The 20,927-nt window shown below is 68.3% G+C and carries 17 protein-coding genes; 7 read left to right on the forward strand and 10 right to left on the reverse strand.

Annotation, left to right across the window (positions count from 1 at the left end; genetic code table 11):
* Positions 1–8 precede the first annotated feature (8 nt).
* Positions 9–689 carry a phosphoribosylformylglycinamidine synthase subunit PurQ gene (gene purQ / locus LEL84_RS19065; RefSeq protein ID WP_058251220.1) on the forward strand — a complete coding sequence of 227 codons (681 nt, stop codon included), beginning with the start codon at positions 9–11 and terminating at the stop codon, positions 687–689.
* A gap of 14 nt (positions 690–703) precedes the next feature.
* Positions 704–1,996 carry a M18 family aminopeptidase gene (locus tag LEL84_RS19070; protein ID WP_078111960.1) on the forward strand — a complete coding sequence of 431 codons (1,293 nt, stop codon included), beginning with the start codon at positions 704–706 and terminating at the stop codon, positions 1,994–1,996.
* A gap of 135 nt (positions 1,997–2,131) precedes the next feature.
* On the opposite strand, the gene LEL84_RS19075 is transcribed toward LEL84_RS19070, so the two are convergent.
* Positions 2,132–2,896, reverse strand: coding sequence for a lytic transglycosylase domain-containing protein (locus LEL84_RS19075; RefSeq protein ID WP_226514360.1), 765 nt, complete (start codon positions 2,894–2,896; stop codon positions 2,132–2,134).
* Positions 2,897–3,114: 218 nt separating this feature from the next.
* Positions 3,115–4,425 (reverse strand): hypothetical protein, encoded by a 1,311-nt coding sequence (locus LEL84_RS19080; protein ID WP_226512502.1) that lies wholly within the window; start codon positions 4,423–4,425, stop codon positions 3,115–3,117.
* Positions 4,426–4,542: 117 nt separating this feature from the next.
* Here LEL84_RS19080 and LEL84_RS19085 point away from each other — a divergent pair, with 117 nt between their 5' ends.
* Positions 4,543–5,016, forward strand: coding sequence for a DUF1772 domain-containing protein (locus LEL84_RS19085; protein WP_226512503.1), 474 nt, complete (start codon positions 4,543–4,545; stop codon positions 5,014–5,016).
* A 1-nt stretch (position 5,017) separates the two neighbouring features.
* Here LEL84_RS19085 and LEL84_RS19090 read toward each other — a convergent pair whose 3' ends face one another.
* From LEL84_RS19090 to LEL84_RS19100, 3 genes are all read right to left on the reverse strand, one after another.
* Positions 5,018–6,349, reverse strand: a complete 1,332-nt coding sequence (locus LEL84_RS19090; protein WP_226512504.1) for a VOC family protein — start codon at positions 6,347–6,349, stop codon at positions 5,018–5,020.
* Entirely contained in the window at positions 6,346–6,885 is a 540-nt protein-coding gene (locus LEL84_RS19095) for an RNA polymerase sigma factor (protein ID WP_226512505.1), read from the reverse strand. The genes LEL84_RS19090 and LEL84_RS19095 overlap by 4 nt, the downstream gene beginning before the upstream one ends.
* A 73-nt stretch (positions 6,886–6,958) precedes the next feature.
* A complete protein-coding gene (locus LEL84_RS19100; RefSeq protein WP_226512506.1) occupies positions 6,959–7,828 on the reverse strand; it encodes an alpha/beta fold hydrolase in 870 nt (289 codons plus the stop codon).
* A 68-nt stretch (positions 7,829–7,896) separates the two neighbouring features.
* Here LEL84_RS19100 and LEL84_RS19105 point away from each other — a divergent pair, with 68 nt between their 5' ends.
* The gene (locus LEL84_RS19105; RefSeq protein ID WP_226512507.1) at positions 7,897–8,499 is read left to right on the forward strand and encodes a TetR/AcrR family transcriptional regulator; all 603 of its coding nucleotides are present in this window, start codon (positions 7,897–7,899) and stop codon (positions 8,497–8,499) included.
* 13 nt (positions 8,500–8,512) lie between these two features.
* Here LEL84_RS19105 and LEL84_RS19110 read toward each other — a convergent pair whose 3' ends face one another.
* The 4 genes from LEL84_RS19110 to LEL84_RS19125 all read right to left on the reverse strand — a co-directional run bounded on the left by LEL84_RS19110 (position 8,513) and on the right by LEL84_RS19125 (position 15,504).
* Positions 8,513–10,081, reverse strand: a complete 1,569-nt coding sequence (locus tag LEL84_RS19110; RefSeq protein WP_226512508.1) for a GMC family oxidoreductase — start codon at positions 10,079–10,081, stop codon at positions 8,513–8,515.
* Positions 10,078–11,604, reverse strand: a complete 1,527-nt coding sequence (locus LEL84_RS19115) for an aldehyde dehydrogenase family protein (RefSeq protein WP_226512509.1) — start codon at positions 11,602–11,604, stop codon at positions 10,078–10,080. Before LEL84_RS19115 ends, LEL84_RS19110 begins: the two co-directional genes overlap by 4 nt.
* Complete coding sequence (gene betT / locus LEL84_RS19120) at positions 11,601–13,790, reverse strand: choline BCCT transporter BetT (protein WP_226512510.1); 2,190 nt, start codon at positions 13,788–13,790, stop codon at positions 11,601–11,603. Before betT ends, LEL84_RS19115 begins: the two co-directional genes overlap by 4 nt.
* Before the next feature lie 73 nt (positions 13,791–13,863).
* The gene (locus LEL84_RS19125; protein ID WP_226512511.1) at positions 13,864–15,504 is read right to left on the reverse strand and encodes an HNH endonuclease signature motif containing protein; all 1,641 of its coding nucleotides are present in this window, start codon (positions 15,502–15,504) and stop codon (positions 13,864–13,866) included.
* 634 nt (positions 15,505–16,138) lie between these two features.
* Here LEL84_RS19125 and LEL84_RS19130 point away from each other — a divergent pair.
* Together LEL84_RS19130 and LEL84_RS19135 are read left to right on the forward strand one after the other, a co-directional pair.
* Positions 16,139–18,679 (forward strand): ATP-dependent Clp protease ATP-binding subunit, encoded by a 2,541-nt coding sequence (locus LEL84_RS19130; protein WP_058251205.1) that lies wholly within the window; start codon positions 16,139–16,141, stop codon positions 18,677–18,679.
* 146 nt (positions 18,680–18,825) lie between these two features.
* The gene (locus LEL84_RS19135; RefSeq protein WP_068970474.1) at positions 18,826–19,692 is read left to right on the forward strand and encodes an enoyl-CoA hydratase-related protein; all 867 of its coding nucleotides are present in this window, start codon (positions 18,826–18,828) and stop codon (positions 19,690–19,692) included.
* A 4-nt stretch (positions 19,693–19,696) separates the two neighbouring features.
* Here LEL84_RS19135 and LEL84_RS19140 read toward each other — a convergent pair whose 3' ends face one another.
* Complete coding sequence (locus LEL84_RS19140; protein ID WP_058251203.1) at positions 19,697–20,071, reverse strand: hypothetical protein; 375 nt, start codon at positions 20,069–20,071, stop codon at positions 19,697–19,699.
* A 356-nt stretch (positions 20,072–20,427) separates the two neighbouring features.
* Between LEL84_RS19140 and LEL84_RS19145 the strand changes: the two genes are divergently transcribed.
* Complete coding sequence (locus tag LEL84_RS19145; protein WP_226512512.1) at positions 20,428–20,925, forward strand: HNH endonuclease; 498 nt, start codon at positions 20,428–20,430, stop codon at positions 20,923–20,925.
* Positions 20,926–20,927 lie beyond the last annotated feature (2 nt).

The following is a 20,927-nucleotide window of genomic DNA, read 5'->3' on the forward strand; positions in this document are numbered from 1 at the left end:
AGCAGCACATGACAGCACGCATCGGGGTCATCACCTTCCCCGGCACCCTCGACGACGTCGACGCCGCCCGCGCGGTCCGGCTGGCCGGCGCCGAGCCGGTCGCGCTGTGGCACGGCGACGCCGACCTGAAGGGCGTCGACGCGATCATCGTCCCCGGCGGATTCTCCTACGGCGATTACCTGCGCGCGGGGGCCATCGCCCGCTTCGCTCCGGTGATGGGATCCGTCGTCGAGGCAGCCGGCAAGGGGATGCCGATCCTGGGTATCTGCAACGGTTTCCAGGTGCTCTGTGAGGCCGGGCTGCTGCCGGGTGCCCTGACCCGTAACGAGGGCCTGCACTTCATCTGTCGCGACGAGTGGCTGCGCGTCGAGTCGAACACCACGGCCTGGACGACCCGCTTCGAGCAGGGTGCGGAGATCCTCATCCCGCTCAAGTCCGGCGAAGGACGTTACGTGGCCTCGCAGCGCAAGCTCGAGGAGCTGGAGGGTGAGGGGCTCGTCGTGTTCCGGTTCCCCGAGCGGAACCCGAACGGTTCGTCCCTCGACATCGCCGGTATCTCGAGCCCTAACGGGCGGATCGTCGGCCTGATGCCGCATCCCGAGCACGCCACGGAGCCGCTCACCGGACCCAGCGACGACGGCCTCGGCCTGTTCTACTCGGCGATCGACTCGGTCCTCGCCTCGGCGTGAATGCGCGTTCGTCGATGAGTGCGTCCGCCAGGATTCCGACCAGCGCGACCGCACGCGGCCTCGGCGAGTTCGTCGACGCCTCGCCGTCGCCGTTCCACGTCTGCGCGACGGTGGCCCGCGAACTCGAAAGTGCCGGGTACACAAGGCTGTTCGAGGATCAGCCGTGGGCGGATGCCGGCCTCGACGCCCCGTCGGCGCGGCACTACGTCATCCGTGGCGGCTCGATCATCGCCTGGGAGACCGGGCAGACCGGCACCTTCCGCATCGTCGGCGGACATACCGACAGCCCCAACCTGCGGCTCAAGCAGCATCCCGACCGCTCGTCGGCCGGAGTCGCGATGGTCGCCCTCGAACCCTACGGCGGCGCCTGGCTCAATTCCTGGCTCGACCGCGATCTCGGCCTCTCCGGCCGCCTCGCGTACCGATCGGGGAACTCGGTGGCGCACACGCTGGTTCATGTGACCGAACCGGTGGTGCGGGTACCCCAACTCGCCATCCACCTGTCCGAGGACCGGAAGGGCGTGTCGCTCGATCCACAACGGCACGTCAACGCGGTGTGGGGGATCGGCGACGACGTCCCCGACGTCCTCGGCTGGGTGTCGGAGTACGCGGGCATCGACCCGGACGCGCTCCTCGGTTGGGAACTCATGACCCACGACGTCGCGCCGTCGGCGATCATCGGAGCCGACGGAAACCTGCTCAGCGCACCGCGATTGGACAACCAGGGCACCTGCTACACGGGTCTGCGCGCGCTGCTCGACGCCGGCTCGTCGGCGCACACGAAGATGCTGGTGCTGTTCGATCACGAGGAGGTCGGCAGCGGTTCCGAGCGTGGTGCCGCCTCGGACTTCCTGGGGTCGATCTGCGAACGAATCGTGCTCGCGCGCGGCGGATCACGCGCGGACTTCCTCCAGACGATGGCCGCGAGCATCTGCCTGTCCGGCGACATGGCCCACGCGACCCACCCGAACTATCCCGAGCGGCACGAACCCGGTCACCGCATCTCGATCGGCGGCGGACCGGTGCTGAAGGTCAACCAGAACCTGCGCTATGCGTCGGATGCGGTGGGAGAGGCCGTCTTCGCGCTCGCGTGCGACGCCGCGGGCGTCCCCATGCAGCGATATGTCCATCGCGCGGATCTGCCGTGCGGGTCGACGATCGGGCCCATCACGGCATCACGCACCGGGCTCACGACGATCGACGTCGGCGCGCCGCAGCTCGCGATGCACTCCGCGCGCGAGCTCATGGGTGCCGACGACGTGCCGATGTATTCGGCTGCGCTGCAAGCGTTTCTGACGCAGGGCTAGGAACGACGCGCGAGCCGTCGAGCGCCTCACCTCGCTCCCTGAGGAGCGAGCTTGCGAGCGTCGCCTACTGCTCCCTGAGGAGCGCCCGGAGCTTGCGGAGGGCGCGTCACGAAGTGTCCTGGTGAGGCAGCGGGATCAGTATTCGCGGGCGAAACCGAGGACCTTGTTCACGTACTCCATCGAGTTGTTGTACCGCAGGACGGCGGTCACCAGCGAGGACGAGTCGCGCAGGTCGAGATCGTCGTCGCACAGGTAGTTCGCGGTGGTCAGCGCGGCGTCGAAGATGTTCTGCGGGTCGGACTTGCCGTCACCGTTGCCGTCGGCGGCGTACATCTTCCACGTCGACGGCAGGAACTGCATCGGGCCGACCGCGCGGTCGTAGACCGGGTCGCCGTCGAGTTCGCCACCGTCGGTGTCACCGACGACCTGGTTGCCCGCGAGGGAGCCGTCGAGGCGCGGACCGAAGATCGCGCTGCGCAGCACGCCGTCGGGGTTCACGTTGCCCTGGTCGGCGTGGTGGGACTCGACCCGGCCGATCCCGGCGATGACCTTCCAGTCGATGCCGCAGCGCGGGTGGGTGCTCGTGACGGACTTCGCGGCCGCCTCATACGCGTCGTAGTTGGTCACCGGGACCGCACCGGTGGTGACGCTGGCCGGCCGAACCGGCGGCGGCGGCGGAGTGGGTGCCAGCGGGTGGGCCTTCACAGCCGGCGTCACGGACGGTGGCGTGGTCGGGACCTCGGACGTCACCTGCGGCGCGGACACCGGAGTGGGGGCCAGCGTGTTGCCGGAGAGTTCGGCCCCGGCGGTCGCCGCGCCGGCCAGAACGCCCACCGGCAGCAGGGCGGTGGCCCACAGCGGTGTGCGTGACTTCTTCCGTGGCTTGGAGTGCTTACCCAAAACTGATCGACCTCGCGTGTACATCTCGTGGTTCGTGCTTGCGGAACCGAGCCGACCGTACACGCGGCCGTGAGCAAAGCGTTACCTTGTCGTGATCAATTCAGGTCTGGACACCGCCACCGATTCGTGTCTCTGCAGGTGAGGCCGGGAGCTCGGCGCGGCATGTGAAACGGCCCACAAGAGGGATTGAGACCCTCGGGTTCAGGGGAACGGCGGGGTCAATTCGGGCGGAGCATCGACAGGGTGCTGCCCTCGCTGACGACGATGTATCCGTCGACGACCCGCACGAGTCCGGGGGAGGACAGGCCGCGCTCCCAGGCCGCGGTGTTCGCCGGGGTGAGCCCGGTCAGCAGGCCCTGGTTGACGACGACCATGGTGGTGCCGCTGGACCCGACGCACCGCGGGTTGGCGAGGATCGGCTGCTGCGGTCCCGGCGGCGGTCCGCTGCCGATGTGCGTGCCCTCGGCGAGCGCGTAGGTCGTCCGCGAACCGTCCAGGCGGCCGAAGTTCACGAGGGACCCGCACGCGATGGCATTGGCCTTGGACAGTTCGCCGTCCCGGATCTGCCACAGCGCCCCGGGACGTGCCGGGTCGCGGACCTCGTACTGTCCCTCGGCGGCGAAGACCAGGTTCGCCGCGTTCAGGACCGGGAGGGTCGACGGCCCGGGCAGCACGCTCAGACCGTCGGCCTCGGCGACCGGATCGGCGTCCACCCGGCCGTTGACGGTGGCGTAGGTGACCACCTTCTCCTCGCCGTGCGTCTGGTGGTCGACGGTCACCCCGGTCGGGTAGAGCTTGATGCTGCACTGATCGCAACCGATGCGGTCCTCACCGGTGGCGGGGTTGACCAGGTGCTCGCTGGCGTCGGCGGTCCTGATGACCACGGTGTCGCCGGTGACCTCGATACCGACGACCGGCGCCGCGAAGGTCCGAGCCCAGATGCCGTTGCCGGCCGGCGTGTTCAGGGTGACCTGGTGCCCGACCCGGTTGACGCGCAGGAAGTTGTTGCCGAGGCCCTCCACCGATTTGGTGTCCAGGTATTCGGCGGTGCGGGTAGGGATGCCGGCGTCGTCGACGAGGTAGAAGCCGTCCTCGAGTGGGGTGCCGAGCTGTACCGCGCACCCGACCTGGCCGGCTTCGTTGACCGCGCAGTCGCCCTGCCCCGCGTTGATGGGGCTGTCCCACAGCAGGTTTCCCGATCGCCGGTCCACCATCACGAACGAGCGCCCCAGCCCGGAGGGGTAGGTGATGAGCCATCCCTCGTCGGAGGTGTCGGCGATCTCGATGGTGACCTCGCCGGAGTAGTCCGGTAGATCCTCCTGCCCGACGATCGTCCAGGCGGTCCCCGGTTCGCGTTCGTAGCCGCGCAGCTCGCCGTAGGCGTAGTCGCCGTCGTCGGTCTGGGCGGTGCCGCTCGCCAGCACCACGCCGCCGGTCACGACCAGCGCGGCGCACAGGGCGAAGACGACGGTCCCGATGCCGAAGGGCAGACGCGCGGACAGGGCCCGGACGCGGGAGCGAGAGGACATGGGTAAGAGTCAACCATGACGGTGGTGGCCGCTCCGGAGCCGGGAGCCGGACGGTGGAGCAGGAAATTCGCCGGTCCGGTCATGGTTTTCGCGCCCGCAGGGCACTGGACTGTTCCCATGGACCTGTTGCGTGATGTGTTGGTGACCCTGACGGTCGTGACCACCGGCCTCAGTGCCGGCGTACTGGCGGGGTTCGGCTATGCCGTGATCCCCGGCCTGACCCGGGCCGGCGCCGACGTCGCGGTCGCGGCGATGCAGCGGATGAACAGCGCCATCCTCAACCCGCTCTTCGCGGTGGTCTTCGGCGGCGGCGTGGTGTTCGGCGCGCTGACCGTCTGGACCTCGTGGGGTTCCGGGCTCCGATGGTGGGTCCTGACCGCGACGGTCCTGACCGCGCTCGGTGTCGTCATCACGATGGTCGTCAACGTCCCGGCCAATGACCGCCTCGACGCCGCGGGTGTTGTCGGCGGCGACGAGGCGGTGCGGGTCTGGACGCGGTTCACCGCCGTCTGGGTGCCGTGGAACATCGTGCGGTCCGTGCTGACCACCGCTGCGGCGGCGGTGCTCGTCGTCGGGTTGACCGTGGGGTGACTCAGAACAACTGACCGAGGTAGAACTGAGCGCCCTGGTCGTCGGTGCACCGCGCCGAGATGCCGTAAGGGGCCGCGTTCGGTTCCTCGAGCACCGTGCCGCCCGCGGCCCGGACACGTTCGACCGTGGCCACGACGTCGTCGGTCGTCCACATCGGCACCGCCACCGAGCTCTCGGCGCCGCCCGCGAGCCCGACCTGCGGTCGCGAGTCGTCGACCTCCCAGCCGTCGTCGATGCGTCCACCGTGGAACGTCCAGCCGAGGACCGATCCGTAGAACGCGCGGAATCGTCCGCTGTCGGGCGTCAGCACCGTCAGGTAGGTCATGGCCCCGGGGTCGCGCGGGTGTGCCTGCGGCCGTTCGTCGTCGGGGTTCGCCGCGTAGACCGCGAACCGGACGCCCTGATCGTCGACGGCGTCGACCAGGCGATGACCGTCGGGGCTTGCGCCGAACTCGCCCCGCCCGCCCGCTGCGACGATGCGCTCATGTGCGGCCTCGAGATCGTCGACGGCGTACGCGCAGAAGATCGTCGGTGCGCCGTCGGTCTCGAAGATGCCGAGGCGATGGCCGACGTTGGTGACGCGTCGGCCCTCGGCGTCGAATTCCCAGCCGAGGACGTCGCCGTAGAAGCGCCGGGCGCGGGCGGCGTCGGGCGTGTTCAGGGACATGTAACCGATGTCGCCCTGATGGACCATCTCGGTACCCACGGTCTTCGACGGTCCACTCAGCATCCAGCGGTGGCCGAACGGGTCGACGATCACCGCGGTGCGGGTGCCGTGGGCTTCGTACGGCTCTCGGGTCACCGCGGCTCCCGCGCGGGCGGCCGTCGCGACCGCGTCGTCGGTGTCGTCGACGGCGACCATCAGGCTGACCGAGACCTGTCCGGGTGCGGGCGCCCGGAGTCCGAGGTCCGGGAACTCGGCGGCGAGATAAACGGCGCCGCCGCCCAGTTCGAGTTCGGCGTGACCGATCACGCCGTCGGACATCACGATCGGCTCGCCGCGCAGCCGGGCGCCGAGCGTGTCGACGTACCAGTCGATCGCGGCCTGCGGTTCGGCGACGACGAGATACGGGAGGGCGCCGGGGCGTTCGACCGTCGGTTCCGGTCGGGCGGGCGCCTCGGTCCGGACGGTCTCGGTTGCGTCGAGTTGTGTTGCGGTGGCCATGACGACTCCTTCGGGTAGGGTCGCCCCGCGCTCGAGGCGGTCCCGCAGCGCGGCGGCGAAATCCAGGTCGGGACGGACCGGATCGTCGAAGCCCGGCGTGCGCGCTGCGTTCAGGACGTGCAGCGGATCTCGTGCTGCGTCGAAGCGCGAGCTGTTCCGGGTGCTCATGCGTGACCTCCTCTCTCGCTGGGCTGGGGTTGTGTTTCGGGGTAGGCGGCGCGGAACGCCCGCTTGGCCCTGGTGAGAAGCGCCTCGGTGGCGCCGACCGTGCGGCCCAAAATCTCCGCGCACTCGCCGACGGGGAGATCGTCGACATAGCGCAGCGTCAGTACCGAACGGTGGATCGGCGACAACTGGCCGAGCGTGTGATGGGCGACCATCCGGTCGAGTTCGGTGTCCCACGGGTCGTCCCCGTGGTCGGGCAGGTCGTCGACCGGTTCCGGCGTGCGCTGTGCACGTCGCCAGTGGTCGGCGAGCTTGTGCCGGGCGATCCCGATGAGCCACGGAGTGGTCGGTTCGGTGTCGCGGCGTCGTCGGACGGAGTCCATGGCGGCCAGGAAGGTCTCCGAGGTGACGTCCTCGGCGGTACGACGATCCGTGCAGCGCCGCACGACGAAGCCGTACACCTCCGGCAGTGCCTGGTCGTAGACCGCCAGCAATCCCTCTGGTCCCCGGGCCGAAGAAACCGGTTGGTCGCTGCTCACATCTCTATCGTCGCGGCCGGACCCGATGATCCGACGCCCGTGGCGAAAAAAACTTGCGCCGTTCTCCGGGCGGTCACGGAGCGGTGCGTTCTCCGACGGTGAGCTCGATGATCTCGTCGGCCAGAATCTGTGGCTGGTCGAGTGAGACGAAGGTCCGGGCGTCGCGAACCTCGACGAAGGGCGCCCCGCCCGGGAAGACGGCGGCCAGGCGGCGTCCGTGGGCCGGGGTGAAACACCGGTCGTCGCTACCCCACACTATTCGGACCGGGAGGTCGACGCGCGACATCCGCAGGGTGATCTGCGCCAGTTCGGCGGGGCGGATGCCGCGGAGGAACGCGATGAAGTCGTTGCGGATGCGTACGTCGCGCTGCAGCGGTTCGAAGACCGAGCCGGTGAAGTCGGGATCGGGATCGTTCAACAGCAGACCGACGCCCAGCGCGGAATGGCGCAGTGCACGCAGGCGCATCGCCTCGGCCAGGGGTTTGAGCAGGAGTCGGTGCTTCATCAGTGCGAAGTACAACCGGAACGGCTGCGGCGGAAAGAGATCGAAGGCGTCGCAGTTGGTGAACACCAGCCGGCTGACGAACGCGGGATCGTCGTCGAGAGCGAATTGGGTGATGGCGCCACCGGAGTCGTTGGCCACGAGGGTCGCGTCCGACAGGCCGAACCGGTCGACGAACTCACGTAGGAGCTTGCTCATCCCGCGCGGCGAGCGGTCGGCTCCGGGTCCGAGCGGGATGCGGTGCGAGCCCAGCGGCATGAGGGGCACATGGCACCGGAATCCGCGCTCGGCGAGCAACTGCGCCGTCGGTTCCCACAGCCGGTGGTCGACGACGGCGCCGTGGACGAAGACGATCGGCGGATGCGCCGAGTCGTCCGGACCGTAGGTCGCGTACTCGATGACGCCGGACGGAAGTTCGACGGTCGGCACTGCAGTCGTCATGGCGAGACCCGCTTCTCGTAGACTCGGTAACTTACGAACACTCAGTACGAAAGTTACGTGCAACCTGTATGAAAGTCAACCGTCGTACCCAGGCCGAGCGGACCGCGGCGACCCGCGCGTCGTTGATCGACGCCGGCCGGAAGCTGTTCGGCGAACGCGGCTTCGCCGACGTCGGCACCCAGGAGATCGTCGCCGAGGCCGGCGTGACGCGCGGTGCGCTCTACCACCAGTTCGACGACAAGAAAGGGCTGTTCGTCGCCGTCTACGACGACGTGGAACAGTCGATCGTCGCGCAGATCGCGGCGGCCGTGGGGGAGCGCGCCGGCGAGGACCCGCTCGCCGCGCTGAAGACGGGTATGCGTCTGTTCCTGCGGCTGTGCACCGAGCCGGAGGTGCATCGGATCACGCTCGTCGAGGCGCCGTCGGTGCTCGGATGGAGTGAATGGCGTGCTCGCGGAGAAGAATTCGGGTTCGCACTCGTCGAAGGCCTGATCGCGGCCGCGATCGCCACGGGCCAGGCGGTCGAGCAGCCCACGCGCCCGCTGGCCCACGTCGCGATCGGCGCGCTCGACGAGGCGGCGCTCTACGTCGCCGCCGCCGACGATCGCGAGGCCGCCACCGAACAGGTCGCCGCCGTCCTGGAACGGATCGTCGACTCCTTCGCGACCTAGTCGCTCCTGGCGGTCAGTTGCCGCCGGCGCGCACCAGCTCGGCGCAGCGTTCGCCGACGAGCATCACGGTGAGGTTGGGGTTCACCGTCGTGTGTTCCGGGAACACCGACGCGTCGGCCACCCGGAGTCCTGCAACACCTTTCACGCGGAGTTCGGGATCGAGCGGCGACAGCTCGTCGTCGGGCGCACCCATCCGCACGGTGCCGACCGGGTGGTAGACGGTGTTGTGGGTGCGGGTGATGTAGTCGGCCAGTTCGGCATCGCTCGTGGCGGCGGGGCCCGGATAGAGTTCGCGCGCAACCCACGTCGCCAGCGGCTCCGCGGCGGCGATCTCCCGCGCCTTGCGCAGGCCCGCGATCATGATCCGCATGTCGTAGCCCTCGAGGTCGGTGAAGTACCGCGGGTCCACGCGGGGCTTGTCGCGGAAGTCACGGGAGCGCAACCGCACCGTGCCCCGTGACCGCGCGTGCGTCACGTTCGGTGTCAGGCAGAAGGTGTTGTCACTGGTCGGATAACCCTGGCGAAGGGTGTGCATGTCGAACGGCACGCTGCCGTAGTGCATCATCAGGTCCGGCCGGGTCAGACCCGCATCGACGGTGGTGAAGATGCCCGCCTCCCACCACTGGGTCGACTCGCGGACCATCGGCTTCGCGGTCTCGAACCCGATCACCCCTTCGGGGTGGTCCTGCAGGTGTTCACCGACCCCCGGCGCGTCGACGAGGGCCTCGATCTCGTGCTCGCGCAGATAGTCGGCCGGCCCGATTCCCGAGAGCATCAGCAACTTCGGGGAGTCGATCGCCCCTGCCGACACGATCACCTCGCCCCGGGCCTCGATCCGTGTCGTGCGACCGAACGCGTTGTCGGTGATGTCGACGCCCACGGCACGCAACTCGCCGTCGACCCGCTCGATGACCACCCGTTTTGCCCACGATCCGGTGCGGATGGTGAGGTTCGGCCGGTCGAGGTGCGGGTGCAGATAACTGACCGACGACGAGGCGCGCACACCGTCGGGTCGTCGGTTGATCTGGAAGAAGTTGGCGCCGTTGACAACCGTGCTGCCGCTGTTGAACTCGACGCGGGGGATGCCGACCGACTCGCAGGCCTCGAGCAGGGCGACCCCGCACGGGTCGTTCGGCGGCACCGTCATGAGGTGGACCGGACCGCTGCGACCGTGGTGCGCGCCCGGCGCGTCGTTGGTCTCGATCTGCGGGTAGAGGCGGTACAACTCCGCCGAACCCCATCCGGCGCACCCGAAGTCACGCTCCCACGAGTCGAGGTCCTCGCGCGGCGCCCAGAAGGCGATGCAGCTGTTGTGCGAACTGCACCCGCCGAGGACCTTCGCCCGGGCGTGGCGCATGAAGTCGTTGCCGTTCTCCTGCGGTTCGATGGGATAGTCCCAGTCGTAACCGGATTCGAGGAGTTCCATCCACCGGTCGAGCCGCAGGATCGCGTCGTCGCCGACATCGGACGGACCCGCCTCCAGCAGGCACACCGAGACCGAGGGGTCCTCGGACAGCCGCGACGCCACCACGGCACCCCCGGAGCCGCCGCCGACGACCACGTAGTCGTAGGTCTCGCTCATCGTCGCTCCTCGCCGTCTCCGGACCGGTCCGCGAACCAGCCGGTCACGCCCGGTCGGAGATTCTCGTAGACATGTTTGGCCTCGCGGTACTCCGCCAGACCGGACGGTCCGAGCTCCCGCCCGAAGCCCGACTGGCCGTAACCGCCCCACTCGGCTTCCGGCAGGTACGGCCCGAAGTCGTTGACCCACACCGTTCCGGCCCGGATTCGTCCGGCGATGCGGCGGGCGCGTGCCGCGTCGGCCGACCAGACGGCCCCCGCGAGACCGTAGACGGTGTCGTTGGCCAGGGTCACGGCCTCGTCCTCGGTGGCAAAGGTCTCCACGGTGACGGTCGGTCCGAACGCCTCGTCGTGCACGCAGGCCATCGAACGGTCGGCGCGATCGATCACGGTGGGCAGATAGAACCATCCGTCGTCCAGGCGCCCCGAACCCGCATCGCCCGTGGCGAACGCGCCACCGGTGCGGATGATCGCGCCATCCGCACGAGCCTGTTCGACGTAGGCGTGCACCTTGTCTCGGTGTGCCGCCGAGATGAGCGGTCCGGTCTCGGTGCCCTCGGAGTAGGGCAGGCCCAGCCGGATCTGCTCCGCGCGGCGGACCAGATCATCGACGAAGCGATCGTGTGCGGACTCCTCGATGATGAGCCGGGCTCCGGCCGAACAGACCTGCCCCGAATGCAGGAACGCCGCGTTGAGCGCGTTGTCGACCGCTGCCGCGAGGAGTTCGTCGGTGGCGCAGGCGTCGGCGAAGACCACGTTCGGGTTCTTGCCCCCGAGTTCGAGCGCGACCTTCTTCACCGTCGCCGCCGCCTCGCGGGCGATGACCCGGCCGGTCACGAGCCCACCGGTGAACGAGACCAGGTCGACGTCAGGATGAGACGACAGCGGAGCGCCGGCCTCGGCGCCCGCGCCCAGGACGAGGTTGCCCACGCCTGCCGGGAGACCGACCTGCTCGAGGACCTGCATGAGCAGGATCGACGTGTGCGGGGTGAGTTCGGCGGGCTTGAGCACGAAGGTGTTGCCTGCCGCCAGTGCCGGCGCGACCTTCCACGCCGCCTGCAGCAGCGGGTAGTTCCACGGTGTGATCAATCCGCAGACGCCGACCGGTTCGTACACGATGCGCGAATCGGCGTTGGTTGACCCGGTGTCGACCACGCGCCCGGCGTCGGCCGCCGCGAGCTTGCCGAAGTACCGGAAGCAGTTCGCGATGTCGGTCATGTCGATGTCCGACTCGTAGGGCCGCTTGCCGGTGTCGAGGGTCTCGGCGCGGACGAACTCGTCTCGGCGCTCGGCGATCTGGGCGGCGACGCGGAGAAGGAGGTCCCCACGGTCGGCGGCGGGTGTGGCGCTCCACTCGTCGCCGTCGAACGCCCGGCGGGCCGCCGCGATGGCCTGCTCGGTGTCGGCCACACCGCCCTCGGCCACCACACCGACGAACGAGTTGTCTGCGGGACAACGGATCTCACGGGTCTCGCCGGAGGCGGCGGGCCGCCAGCGGCCGCCGATGTAGAGGGTCTCGCTCATCGAGCCGGTGCTCCTTCGGAACTGCTGTCGGGGATGTCCGTGTCGCTGTCGGGCACGGTACCGTCGCCGGCGGCCGGATCGGGTTCGGGGTCGTGGTGATCACCGGCCGCATCCCGCAGATGCAGATAACCGAGATGGCGTTCGTACTGGTCGAGGATGTCACCGATGATCTGGTCGCGGGTGTATCCGGTGAGCGAGTAGCCCTGGGACCCCTCGGTGAGATACACCTCGCACCGGAAGTAGCGATCGTCGGACCGCTGGGTCCGGACCGCGTACGTCGGGGTCGGCGCCGAGACCGGCCACACGCAGTACTCGAACCGGGGGACCTCGGCGAGTTCGACGACCAGGCGCGGCGACGGCAGCCCTTCGTTCTCGGCCGACTCGTCGACCGTCGCGGTGATCCCCTCGCGACCGAACTGTTCGGCGACCTCGGTCATCGCCGGAACGACGCTGGCCCCGATGAACTTCCGAGTGGCGACCGGACCGGGGAAGCGGAGGGTCCCGACGAGTCGCTGCCGCCAACTGCCGTGTTCGGTGGGACCGCGCCCGACGGCGATCACCTTCGGCAGGGTCGTCCGGAAGCTGTCGAGTTTGACCGACTCGTTGCGGACGGCGCGCAGCAGGGAGATACCGATCAGCCCGAGGACGAAGGAGAACGGCAGCCCCATGATCACCGTCGCGGCCTGCAGGGTCAGGATCGACCCGTCGCCGCCGCCCGCGAACAGCATCGACAGCGTCAGCAGGCCGATGGCCACCGACCAGAAGATGCGCAGCGAACGGGCACAATCGGCCATCGGGTCGCCGAGGCGACTGGTGAAGTTGCCCATCACGAGCGAGCCGGAGTCGGCGCTGGTCACGTAGAACAGCAGGCCGGTGATGGTTGCGATCCCGATGAGCAGCGTCGAACCCGGGTACTGATCGAGCAGCGAATAGAACCCGGCTTCGGGTGTAGAGGCCGTCGTCTCGGCGAAATCCGCATCGCCGCGGGCCACCTGCAGGGCACTGTTCCCGAAGATCGAGATCCACACCAGGATGAAGCTGAACGGGACCACCAGCACGCCGAAGATGAACTGCCGCAACGTGCGTCCGCGCGAGATGCGGGCGAGGAAGAGTCCGACGAACGGCGCCCAGGCCACCCACCACGCCCAGAAGAACAGGGTCCAGCCGTCGACGAAGGCGCGGGCGTCGTTGCCGGGCGGCGGGTTCACCTGGTCCCAGGCGAAGGTGTCGAGTGTTCGGTCGGCAAATGTGGACACATAGTCGCCCGCGTTCTGGACGAGCCCGTTGAGCAGGAAGTCCGCGTCTTTGGCGACCGTGATGTATATGAGCAGGCAGATGGCCAGGATGACGTTGATCTCGGAGAGGCGTCGAATGCCCCTGTCGACACCAGAGGTCGCAGACGCGGTCGCGATCACCACAGCCAGGACGATCAGGCCGATCTGAGCCGCCTTGCCCTGTTCGATCCCGAAGATCTCGTTCAGCCCGAAGTTGAGCTGGACGACCCCGATCCCCAGTGAGGTGGCGATGCCGAAGATGGTGCCGAGGACGGCCGCGACGTCGATCGCGTCGCCCCAGCGGCCTTCGACACGTTTGCCGAAGATCGGGTACAGCGCTGCCCGGATCGTCAGCGGGAGATTGTGGCGGAAGGCGAAATACGCGAGCGCGCCACCCATGAGCGCGTACATCGCCCAGCCGGTCACGCCGTAGTGGAAGACCGTCCACGTGACCGCCTCGCGCGCAGCCTCGTTGGTCTCCGCGGGCCCGGTCGGCGGGTTGAGGAAATGGGTCACCGGTTCGGCGACCGAGAAGAACATCAGATCTATGCCGATCCCCGCGGCGAACAGCATCGCCGTCCAGGTGAACAGGCTGTACTCGGGGCGCGATTCCTCCGGTCCGAGCCGGTAGCGCCCGTACTTGCTGAGGCCGAGGAACACCACGAGACCGACGATGGCGGTGGCGAGGATGAAGTACCACCAGCCGAACCAGCGGGTGATGAAGTCGCGTACGTCGTTGATCGTCGACTCGGCCGCTGCCGGTGCCGCCAGCGCCCAGACGGCGAAGGCGACCACGATGACAGCCGAGGCTATGAAGACGGTCAGATTGACCCGGCGCGTGGGCAATCGCCGCTCGCCGGTCTTGGTCTCGGCATGGACCGACGTGGACGGTCGAGCGGCGTCATCACTCATGGACCACGACGCTAGTCCGATCGCCGATGGGGCGGACCGTTTGGACGGATCCGTGTGAGTTGTTCTACCCGGTTCAGTGGGTGGCGAGTAGCTCCATGAGGTGTGCTTCGACGAGGGAGGGGCGGACCTGTCGTCGGCCGGGTCGGGGTGGTCGGACGTCGATGACGTGGCTGACTGTCGCCCATGAGCGGCGTGCGTCGTCGTGGGTGTGGCCGTCTGGGCGTGGTTGATCGCCGGGCCGGGTTGGTGGTCCGTGGATGTCGTCGCGCACGGTGTTGAGGTGGTGTGCGAACCGCCTGGGTATGTCGGGTCGGCGGTTGAGGCGTTCGGGGTTGGGCGGTGCGCCGGGTTCGGCGTTCAACCGCCAGAGGCAGCCGCCTTCGTCGGGGCCGGACCGGACGATCCGGGTGGTGTATTGGCCGGGTTGGTCGCCGACCATCCGGTTGTGGCGTGGGCAGGCGGGGGCGAGGTCGTCGATGTCGGTGAGACCGCCCTTGGCCCAGTCTTTCTGTGCGTGATGCATGTCGACGTGGGTGGCGGGTTGATCGCAGCCGGGTGCCGAGCACACTTCCCCGTCGGGACGGGCGAAGGACACCAGGCGTTGTTCGCGGGTGGCCAAGCGTTTACCCCGCCCGAAGTGCAGCGGGACGGTGGTGGCGTCTTTGAAGATCGCCAACCACGGCTGGACGTCACCGGCCATCGCGATCAGGTCCCGGACGGGCAGCAGGGTTCCGGTGGCGGTGGTCGCGAGTCCGGCTTCGCGGATCAGGTCGGAGAGGTCGGCCTTGATGATCAGTTGCACGGGTAGCCCGCGGTGCGAGGTGCCGAGTGTTCCGTCGGCGAAGCCTGCGGCCAGGGCGGCGTCGAGGGCGTCGTGATTCGTTTGGGCGAGGGTGCGGCCGTCGCGGTCGGCTGCGGCGGTGAGGGCTTCGGGGTCGGCGGTGCCGGCCGGTCCGCTGGGTGAGGCGGGGTCGTCGGGGTTGTTGAGTCCGGGTTTGCCCCACACGGCGAACATCATCGTGAGCCGGGCGGCGAGTGCGGGGGTCAGGGTGCCGGAGATTTTGGCGGTGCCGTCGGCGCGTTGTCGGCCGATCCACAGGCCGCGGCGTCGTTTCTGGTCGGTGTCGTCGGCCAGGGTGCCGTCGGGGTCGAGGTGGGCGAGCAGGCGGGCACCGAGTTGGGTGATGTCGGCGGGGGTGTGGGCTTCGGCGATCTCGGCCATCTGTCGCTCGGCGGCGACCTTGATGTCGTGGTCGATGGTGCCCGGGATGCGGTCGAGGACGTCGAGGGTGGCCTGTACGTGCGCGGTGCCGACCGCGCCTTGTGCGAACGCTTCGGCGAGGCAGGGGTATTCGGGTGGGAGGAGTTCGCCGCCGAGGCTGGTGCGGTGGGCGGTGGCGTCCATTTGCTTGCGACGCCGCATCGGGTTCGAGACTCGTAGCCGGTGGGTCATGAATTGCATGAGTGTTCGGCACCCGGCTTTTCGGGGCAGGTCGCGGGCCTCGGCCTGATCGATCTGCCGGTCACCGGCCACGGTCAGCCGGGCGATCGCTTTCTCGGTGTCGGCCGCCAGATCGGCCAACTCGGTATCGGTGCACGGCGCCAGGTCCACGGTCTGTAGTTCGTCGAGGATGCGGTGGAGGTCGGCCACCAGCTCGACGGCACGCGGTTGCGGCGCTGTCGAATCGCCACCGACGCGTGTGGTGTCGGACATTGCGGTGACCCCCCGAGAACCGCTGATGCGAATGTGTGTTCGAGTTTACACGGCGAGTCGTGGCTGTCAATCCGAAAAATTTTGTTGTCCAACAGAACTGGGTCCCTGCATTCTGTCGGTATCATGTGATAGGCGTCCGTCGCGCGTCGGTGACCGTGCTCGCCGTGTACCGGGTCGTACCCAGATGCACCCTGCTGCTCGTTCGACGCGCGGGGTCACAGTCAGGGGTGGATCAGATCCACTGAGGTCCGACAGGGCCCGGGGTGGTCCCCATTCGCCTCCTGTGGTCTCGTCGGCCGGCGGTTTCCGCGATACCCGGCTGCTGTCGGGCACAACGCGGGCGCCGCGTCGCGGGTCCCAGTGCCCGGTGGGGGCGCATCCCGGGCCGTCGGCGGCCCGTTCGCTCTCGGCGTAGACGGCGGGGAACACAGCCCCGGCCTGCGCAGTTGTACTGGGCACATCCCCGCCGCAACGGGGGATCCATGCACTCTGCGCAGGCGTTAACTGCAGGTGCACCCCAGACGACCTCTAGAGTGGAAGCAGGCTGGTCGTCGTCTATCCGCACCGGTTGTCCTCTGGGACCTCCGAGGTGGTCTCCGCGGCGGCCGGGGCGCTAGCAATGTGAGGGAGAACAATGTTCGAACGGTTCACCGACCGCGCGCGTCGGGTTGTGGTTCTGGCCCAAGAAGAAGCGCGCATGCTCAACCACAACTACATCGGTACCGAGCACATCCTCCTCGGCCTCATCCACGAGGGCGAGGGCGTGGCGGCCAAGGCGCTCGAGTCGCTCGGGATCTCGCTCGAAGGGGTTCGCAGCCAGGTCGAGGAGATCATCGGCCAGGGCCAGCAGGCGCCGTCGGGACACATCCCGTTCACCCCGCGTGCCAAGAAGGTGCTGGAGCTCTCGCTGCGCGAGGCCCTGCAACTCGGCCACAACTACATCGGTACCGAGCACATCCTGCTCGGCCTGATCCGCGAGGGCGAGGGCGTCGCTGCCCAGGTGCTGGTGAAGCTCGGCGCCGACCTCAACCGGGTCCGCCAGCAGGTCATCCAGCTCCTCAGCGGATACCAGGGCAAGGAGCCGCAGGAGGCGGGCACCGGCGGTCGCAGCAGCGAGTCCGGCACCCCGTCGACCTCGCTGGTCCTCGACCAGTTCGGTCGTAACCTGACCGCCGCGGCCTCCGAGGGCAAGCTCGACCCGGTCATCGGCCGGGAGAAGGAAATCGAGCGCGTCATGCAGGTGCTCAGCCGCCGCACCAAGAACAACCCGGTGCTGATCGGTGAGCCCGGCGTCGGCAAGACCGCCGTCGTCGAAGGCCTGGCGCAGGCCATCGTGAACGGCAAGGTCCCCGAGACCCTCAAGGACAAGCAGCTCTACACCCTCGACCTCGGTTCGCTGGTTGCGGGCAGCCGCTACCGCGGTGACTTCGAGGAACGCCTCAAGAAGGTGCTCAAGGAGATCAACACCCGCGGCGACATCATCCTGTTCATCGACGAGCTGCACACGCTCGTCGGCGCAGGTGCCGCCGAGGGTGCCATCGACGCCGCCAGCATCCTCAAGCCGAAGCTGGCCCGCGGCGAGCTGCAGACCATCGGCGCGACGACCCTCGACGAATACCGCAAGTACATCGAGAAGGACGCCGCACTCGAGCGCCGCTTCCAGCCCGTGCAGGTGGGCGAGCCGTCTGTCGAGCACACCATTGAGATCCTCAAGGGCCTGCGCGACCGGTACGAGTCGCACCACCGCGTCTCGATCACCGACGGCGCGCTGGTCGCCGCCGCCACGCTGGCCGACCGCTACATCAACGACCGGTTCCTGCCGGACAAGGCGATCGACCTCATCGACGAGGCCGGCGCGCGCATGCGCATCCGCCGGATGACCGCGCCGCCAGACCTGCGTGAGTTCGACGACCGCATCGCCGATGCGCGCAAGGAGAAGGAAAGCGCGATCGACGCGCAGGACTTCGAGAAGGCCGCCAGCCTCCGCGACAAGGAGAAGCAGCTGGTCGCCGAGCGCGCCGAGCGCGAGAAGCAGTGGCGCAGCGGTGACATGGACGTCGTGGCCGAGGTCGACGACGAGCAGATCGCCGAGGTCCTCGGCAACTGGACCGGCATCCCGGTGTTCAAGCTCACCGAGGAGGAGACCACGCGTCTGCTCCGCATGGAGGAGGAGCTGCACAAGCGGATCATCGGGCAGGAGGACGCCGTCAAGGCGGTCTCGAAGGCGATCCGTCGTACCCGTGCCGGCCTGAAGGATCCGAAGCGGCCGTCGGGCTCGTTCATCTTCGCCGGTCCGTCCGGTGTCGGTAAGACCGAGCTCTCGAAGGCGCTGGCGAACTTCCTGTTCGGCGAGGACGACGCCCTCATCCAGATCGACATGGGCGAGTTCCACGACCGCTTCACCGCGTCGCGTCTGTTCGGTGCCCCTCCCGGGTACGTCGGCTACGAAGAGGGCGGGCAGCTCACCGAGAAGGTGCGCCGGAAGCCGTTCTCGGTGGTGCTGTTCGACGAGATCGAGAAGGCCCACTCGGAGATCTACAACACCCTGTTGCAGGTCCTCGAAGACGGTCGCCTGACCGACGGTCAGGGTCGCACGGTCGACTTCAAGAACACCGTGCTGATCTTCACCTCGAACCTCGGTACCTCGGACATCTCCAAGGCCGTGGGCATGGGCTTCTCGTCGAGCGACGGGACCCAGTCGAACTACGAACGGATGAAGCAGAAGGTCAACGACGAGCTCAAGAAGCACTTCCGTCCCGAGTTCCTCAACCGCATCGACGACATCGTCGTGTTCCACCAGCTCACGCGGGAAGAGATCATCCAGATGGTCGATCTGATGCTGACCCGCGTGGAGGGTGCGCTGAAGAACAAGGACATGGCTCTCGAGGTCACCGACCGCGCGAAGGCCCTGCTGGCCAAGCGCGGCTTCGATCCGGTGCTGGGTGCGCGTCCGCTGCGTCGCACCATCCAGCGCGAGATCGAGGACCAGCTCTCGGAGAAGATCCTGTTCGGCGACATCGCTCCCGGACAGATCGTCCTGGTCGACGTCGAGAACTGGGACGGCGAGGGCGACGGCGACGACGCCCGGTTCGTCTTCACCGGCTCGGAGAAGCCGCGCATGGTTCCCGACGCACCGGTCGAGCTCACCAAGGCCGGCGAGGCCGACGCGAGCTGATAGCCGATCCGCGTGATCTGATCTGACACGATCGGCGGCGCCACCCGGCAGGGTGGCGCCGCCGTTGTGTTGTGCCCGGCTGGCGCGCGGTTCCGCGGATTGACACAGCCGACGCGGAGTGTCCCAGCGCCCGATAACATCGATCTGTGACGAGCGATACATCTGAGGTCGGGCGCAAGTCCCGACAGGACCAGCCCACCATCACCGTCGAGCGAGACGGGGAGATCGCGATCTTCCGGCTCAATCGACCCGACCGGCTCAACGCCTTCACCATGCAGATGGGCGAGGAGTTGCGGGCCGCGTTCGACGAGACCGACGCTGACGACTCCGTTCGTGCCGTCGTGCTGACCGGCAACGGCCGCGCGTTCTGTGCCGGCGCCGATCTCGAGGCGGGTGGGTCCACGTTCGACGCCTCGTCAGTGGTGGACTCAGACGAGGTTCCGGCGGACGAGGGTGGCAAGTTGACGCTGCGGATGTTCGCCTCGCTGAAGCCGATCGTGGTGGCGGTGAACGGTCCGTCGGCCGGCGTCGGCGTCACGATGACGCTGCCCGCCGACGTCCGGATCGCCTCGGAGGACGCGAAGTTCGGGTTCGTCTTCGCCGCCCGCGGCCTGGTGCCCGAAGCCGCGTCGAGCTGGTTCCTGCCGCGGCTCGTCGGGTTGCCGACCGCACTGCAGTGGACGATCGGCGCGAAGATGGTGCCCGTCGCCGAAGCCCATGAACGCGGGCTGATCCAGCAGGTGGTCCCCAAAGACCAGGTGCTCGAGACCGCGATCGCCGTCGCCCGCGAGATGACCGCGAACAGCGCCCCCGTCTCGGCGGCGCTGACCCGACAGCTGTTGTGGCGGATGGCCGGTGCGCCCAGTCCGCTCGATGCCCACCACGCCGACTCGAAGGCGATCTTCTACCGCGGGCAGTCCGGTGACGTGTACGAAGGCGTCATGTCGTTCCTGGAGAAGCGTCCGGCGACCTACCCCAACACCGTGTCGGAAGATCTACCCGAGATCTTCTGATCACTCAGTCGAGGGTCCCGGCCTGGATGCCGATCTCGAGTACCACGAAGATCATCGCCAGCTGGATGGCGCAGCACCACGCAGCGGCCGGCCAGGCCGGGAGTCCTCGGCGCACGCGGCGGACGACGAGGGTCACCGACACCGCCACCAGCACCACGGCCGACCCGATGCCCACCCCGATGGCCACCTCGGTCCAGACCGGACTCCCGCACTCCTCGTAGGCGCACGCGTCGGTGACGAAGACCGTCAGACCCGCGACGGCGATCGTGATCAGCGCCAGCACCGCGTGCACCAGTCCCAGCACCACCGACGCGAACGCGTCGAGGGTCGACACGGGTGGCTGCGGAGGGGGATTCTCGGCGGTCTCCTCGGTGGGCATCCGCCGACGATAGCGCCGGACATTGTCCCGCGGGACCGGCACGCGGTGAAAAACTCCTGCAAACAGCCCGTGTGAACTGGGTGAACATCCGAACACGCCGGACATAAACGGTGGCAGCGTCCATCGACCGCGGTTATCGTGGCGACAGAGCGGGCCAGACCAACGAGAGGAGGTGACGCAGATGTCGATGGGTGACAAGGCTTTCGCCGGCGAGTGGCGGACGGCCCCCTCCGACCGTCCGTGCGGACTGAAGTCCGACGGAAGGCCGGGACCGATCACATCACGCGTCACCAGTTCCTGAGGTCATGAACCTCGGTGGTCGGCGCACTCACTCGCCCACGCATCGAGGAGCTGTCATGACCATCTTCGTCACCAACGCCGGACTGCAGATCCTGGCGCGCGTCACCTGGCGTCGCGCCGCGGTTCTGTTGACCACCGAGGTCGCGCGGAACGTCGAGGGCACGCCGCTGGTCCGCGTCGTCCATTCGCCGACGCTGTCCCTGCCGATCCACAGGGTGGTGGCGATCAAGCGAGATGCCTACCGCCCGTTCGCCGGTAAGACGATGGACTCCTACGCGTCGAACGCGACCATCCTGCGGCGCGATCAATGGATCTGCGCCTACTGCGACGGTCCCGCCGACACCGTCGACCACATCGTCCCGGTCTCGCAGGGTGGGCCGAGCACATTCGGAAACCAGGTCGCGGCGTGCAAGTCCTGCAACGGTTTCAAGGCCAACCGGACGCCGCGCAAGGCGGGGATGGCCCTACGGCACGCCCCGTTCGTCTACGACCCCTGGGCCGCGGACCAGAAAGAGGTGTGGGAGATGTTCATCCTGCATCCGAAGACGGACTAGAC

The organism is Gordonia sp. WA4-43 (genome assembly GCF_020520305.1).
In the GTDB taxonomy this organism is placed as follows: domain Bacteria; phylum Actinomycetota; class Actinomycetes; order Mycobacteriales; family Mycobacteriaceae; genus Gordonia; species Gordonia hongkongensis.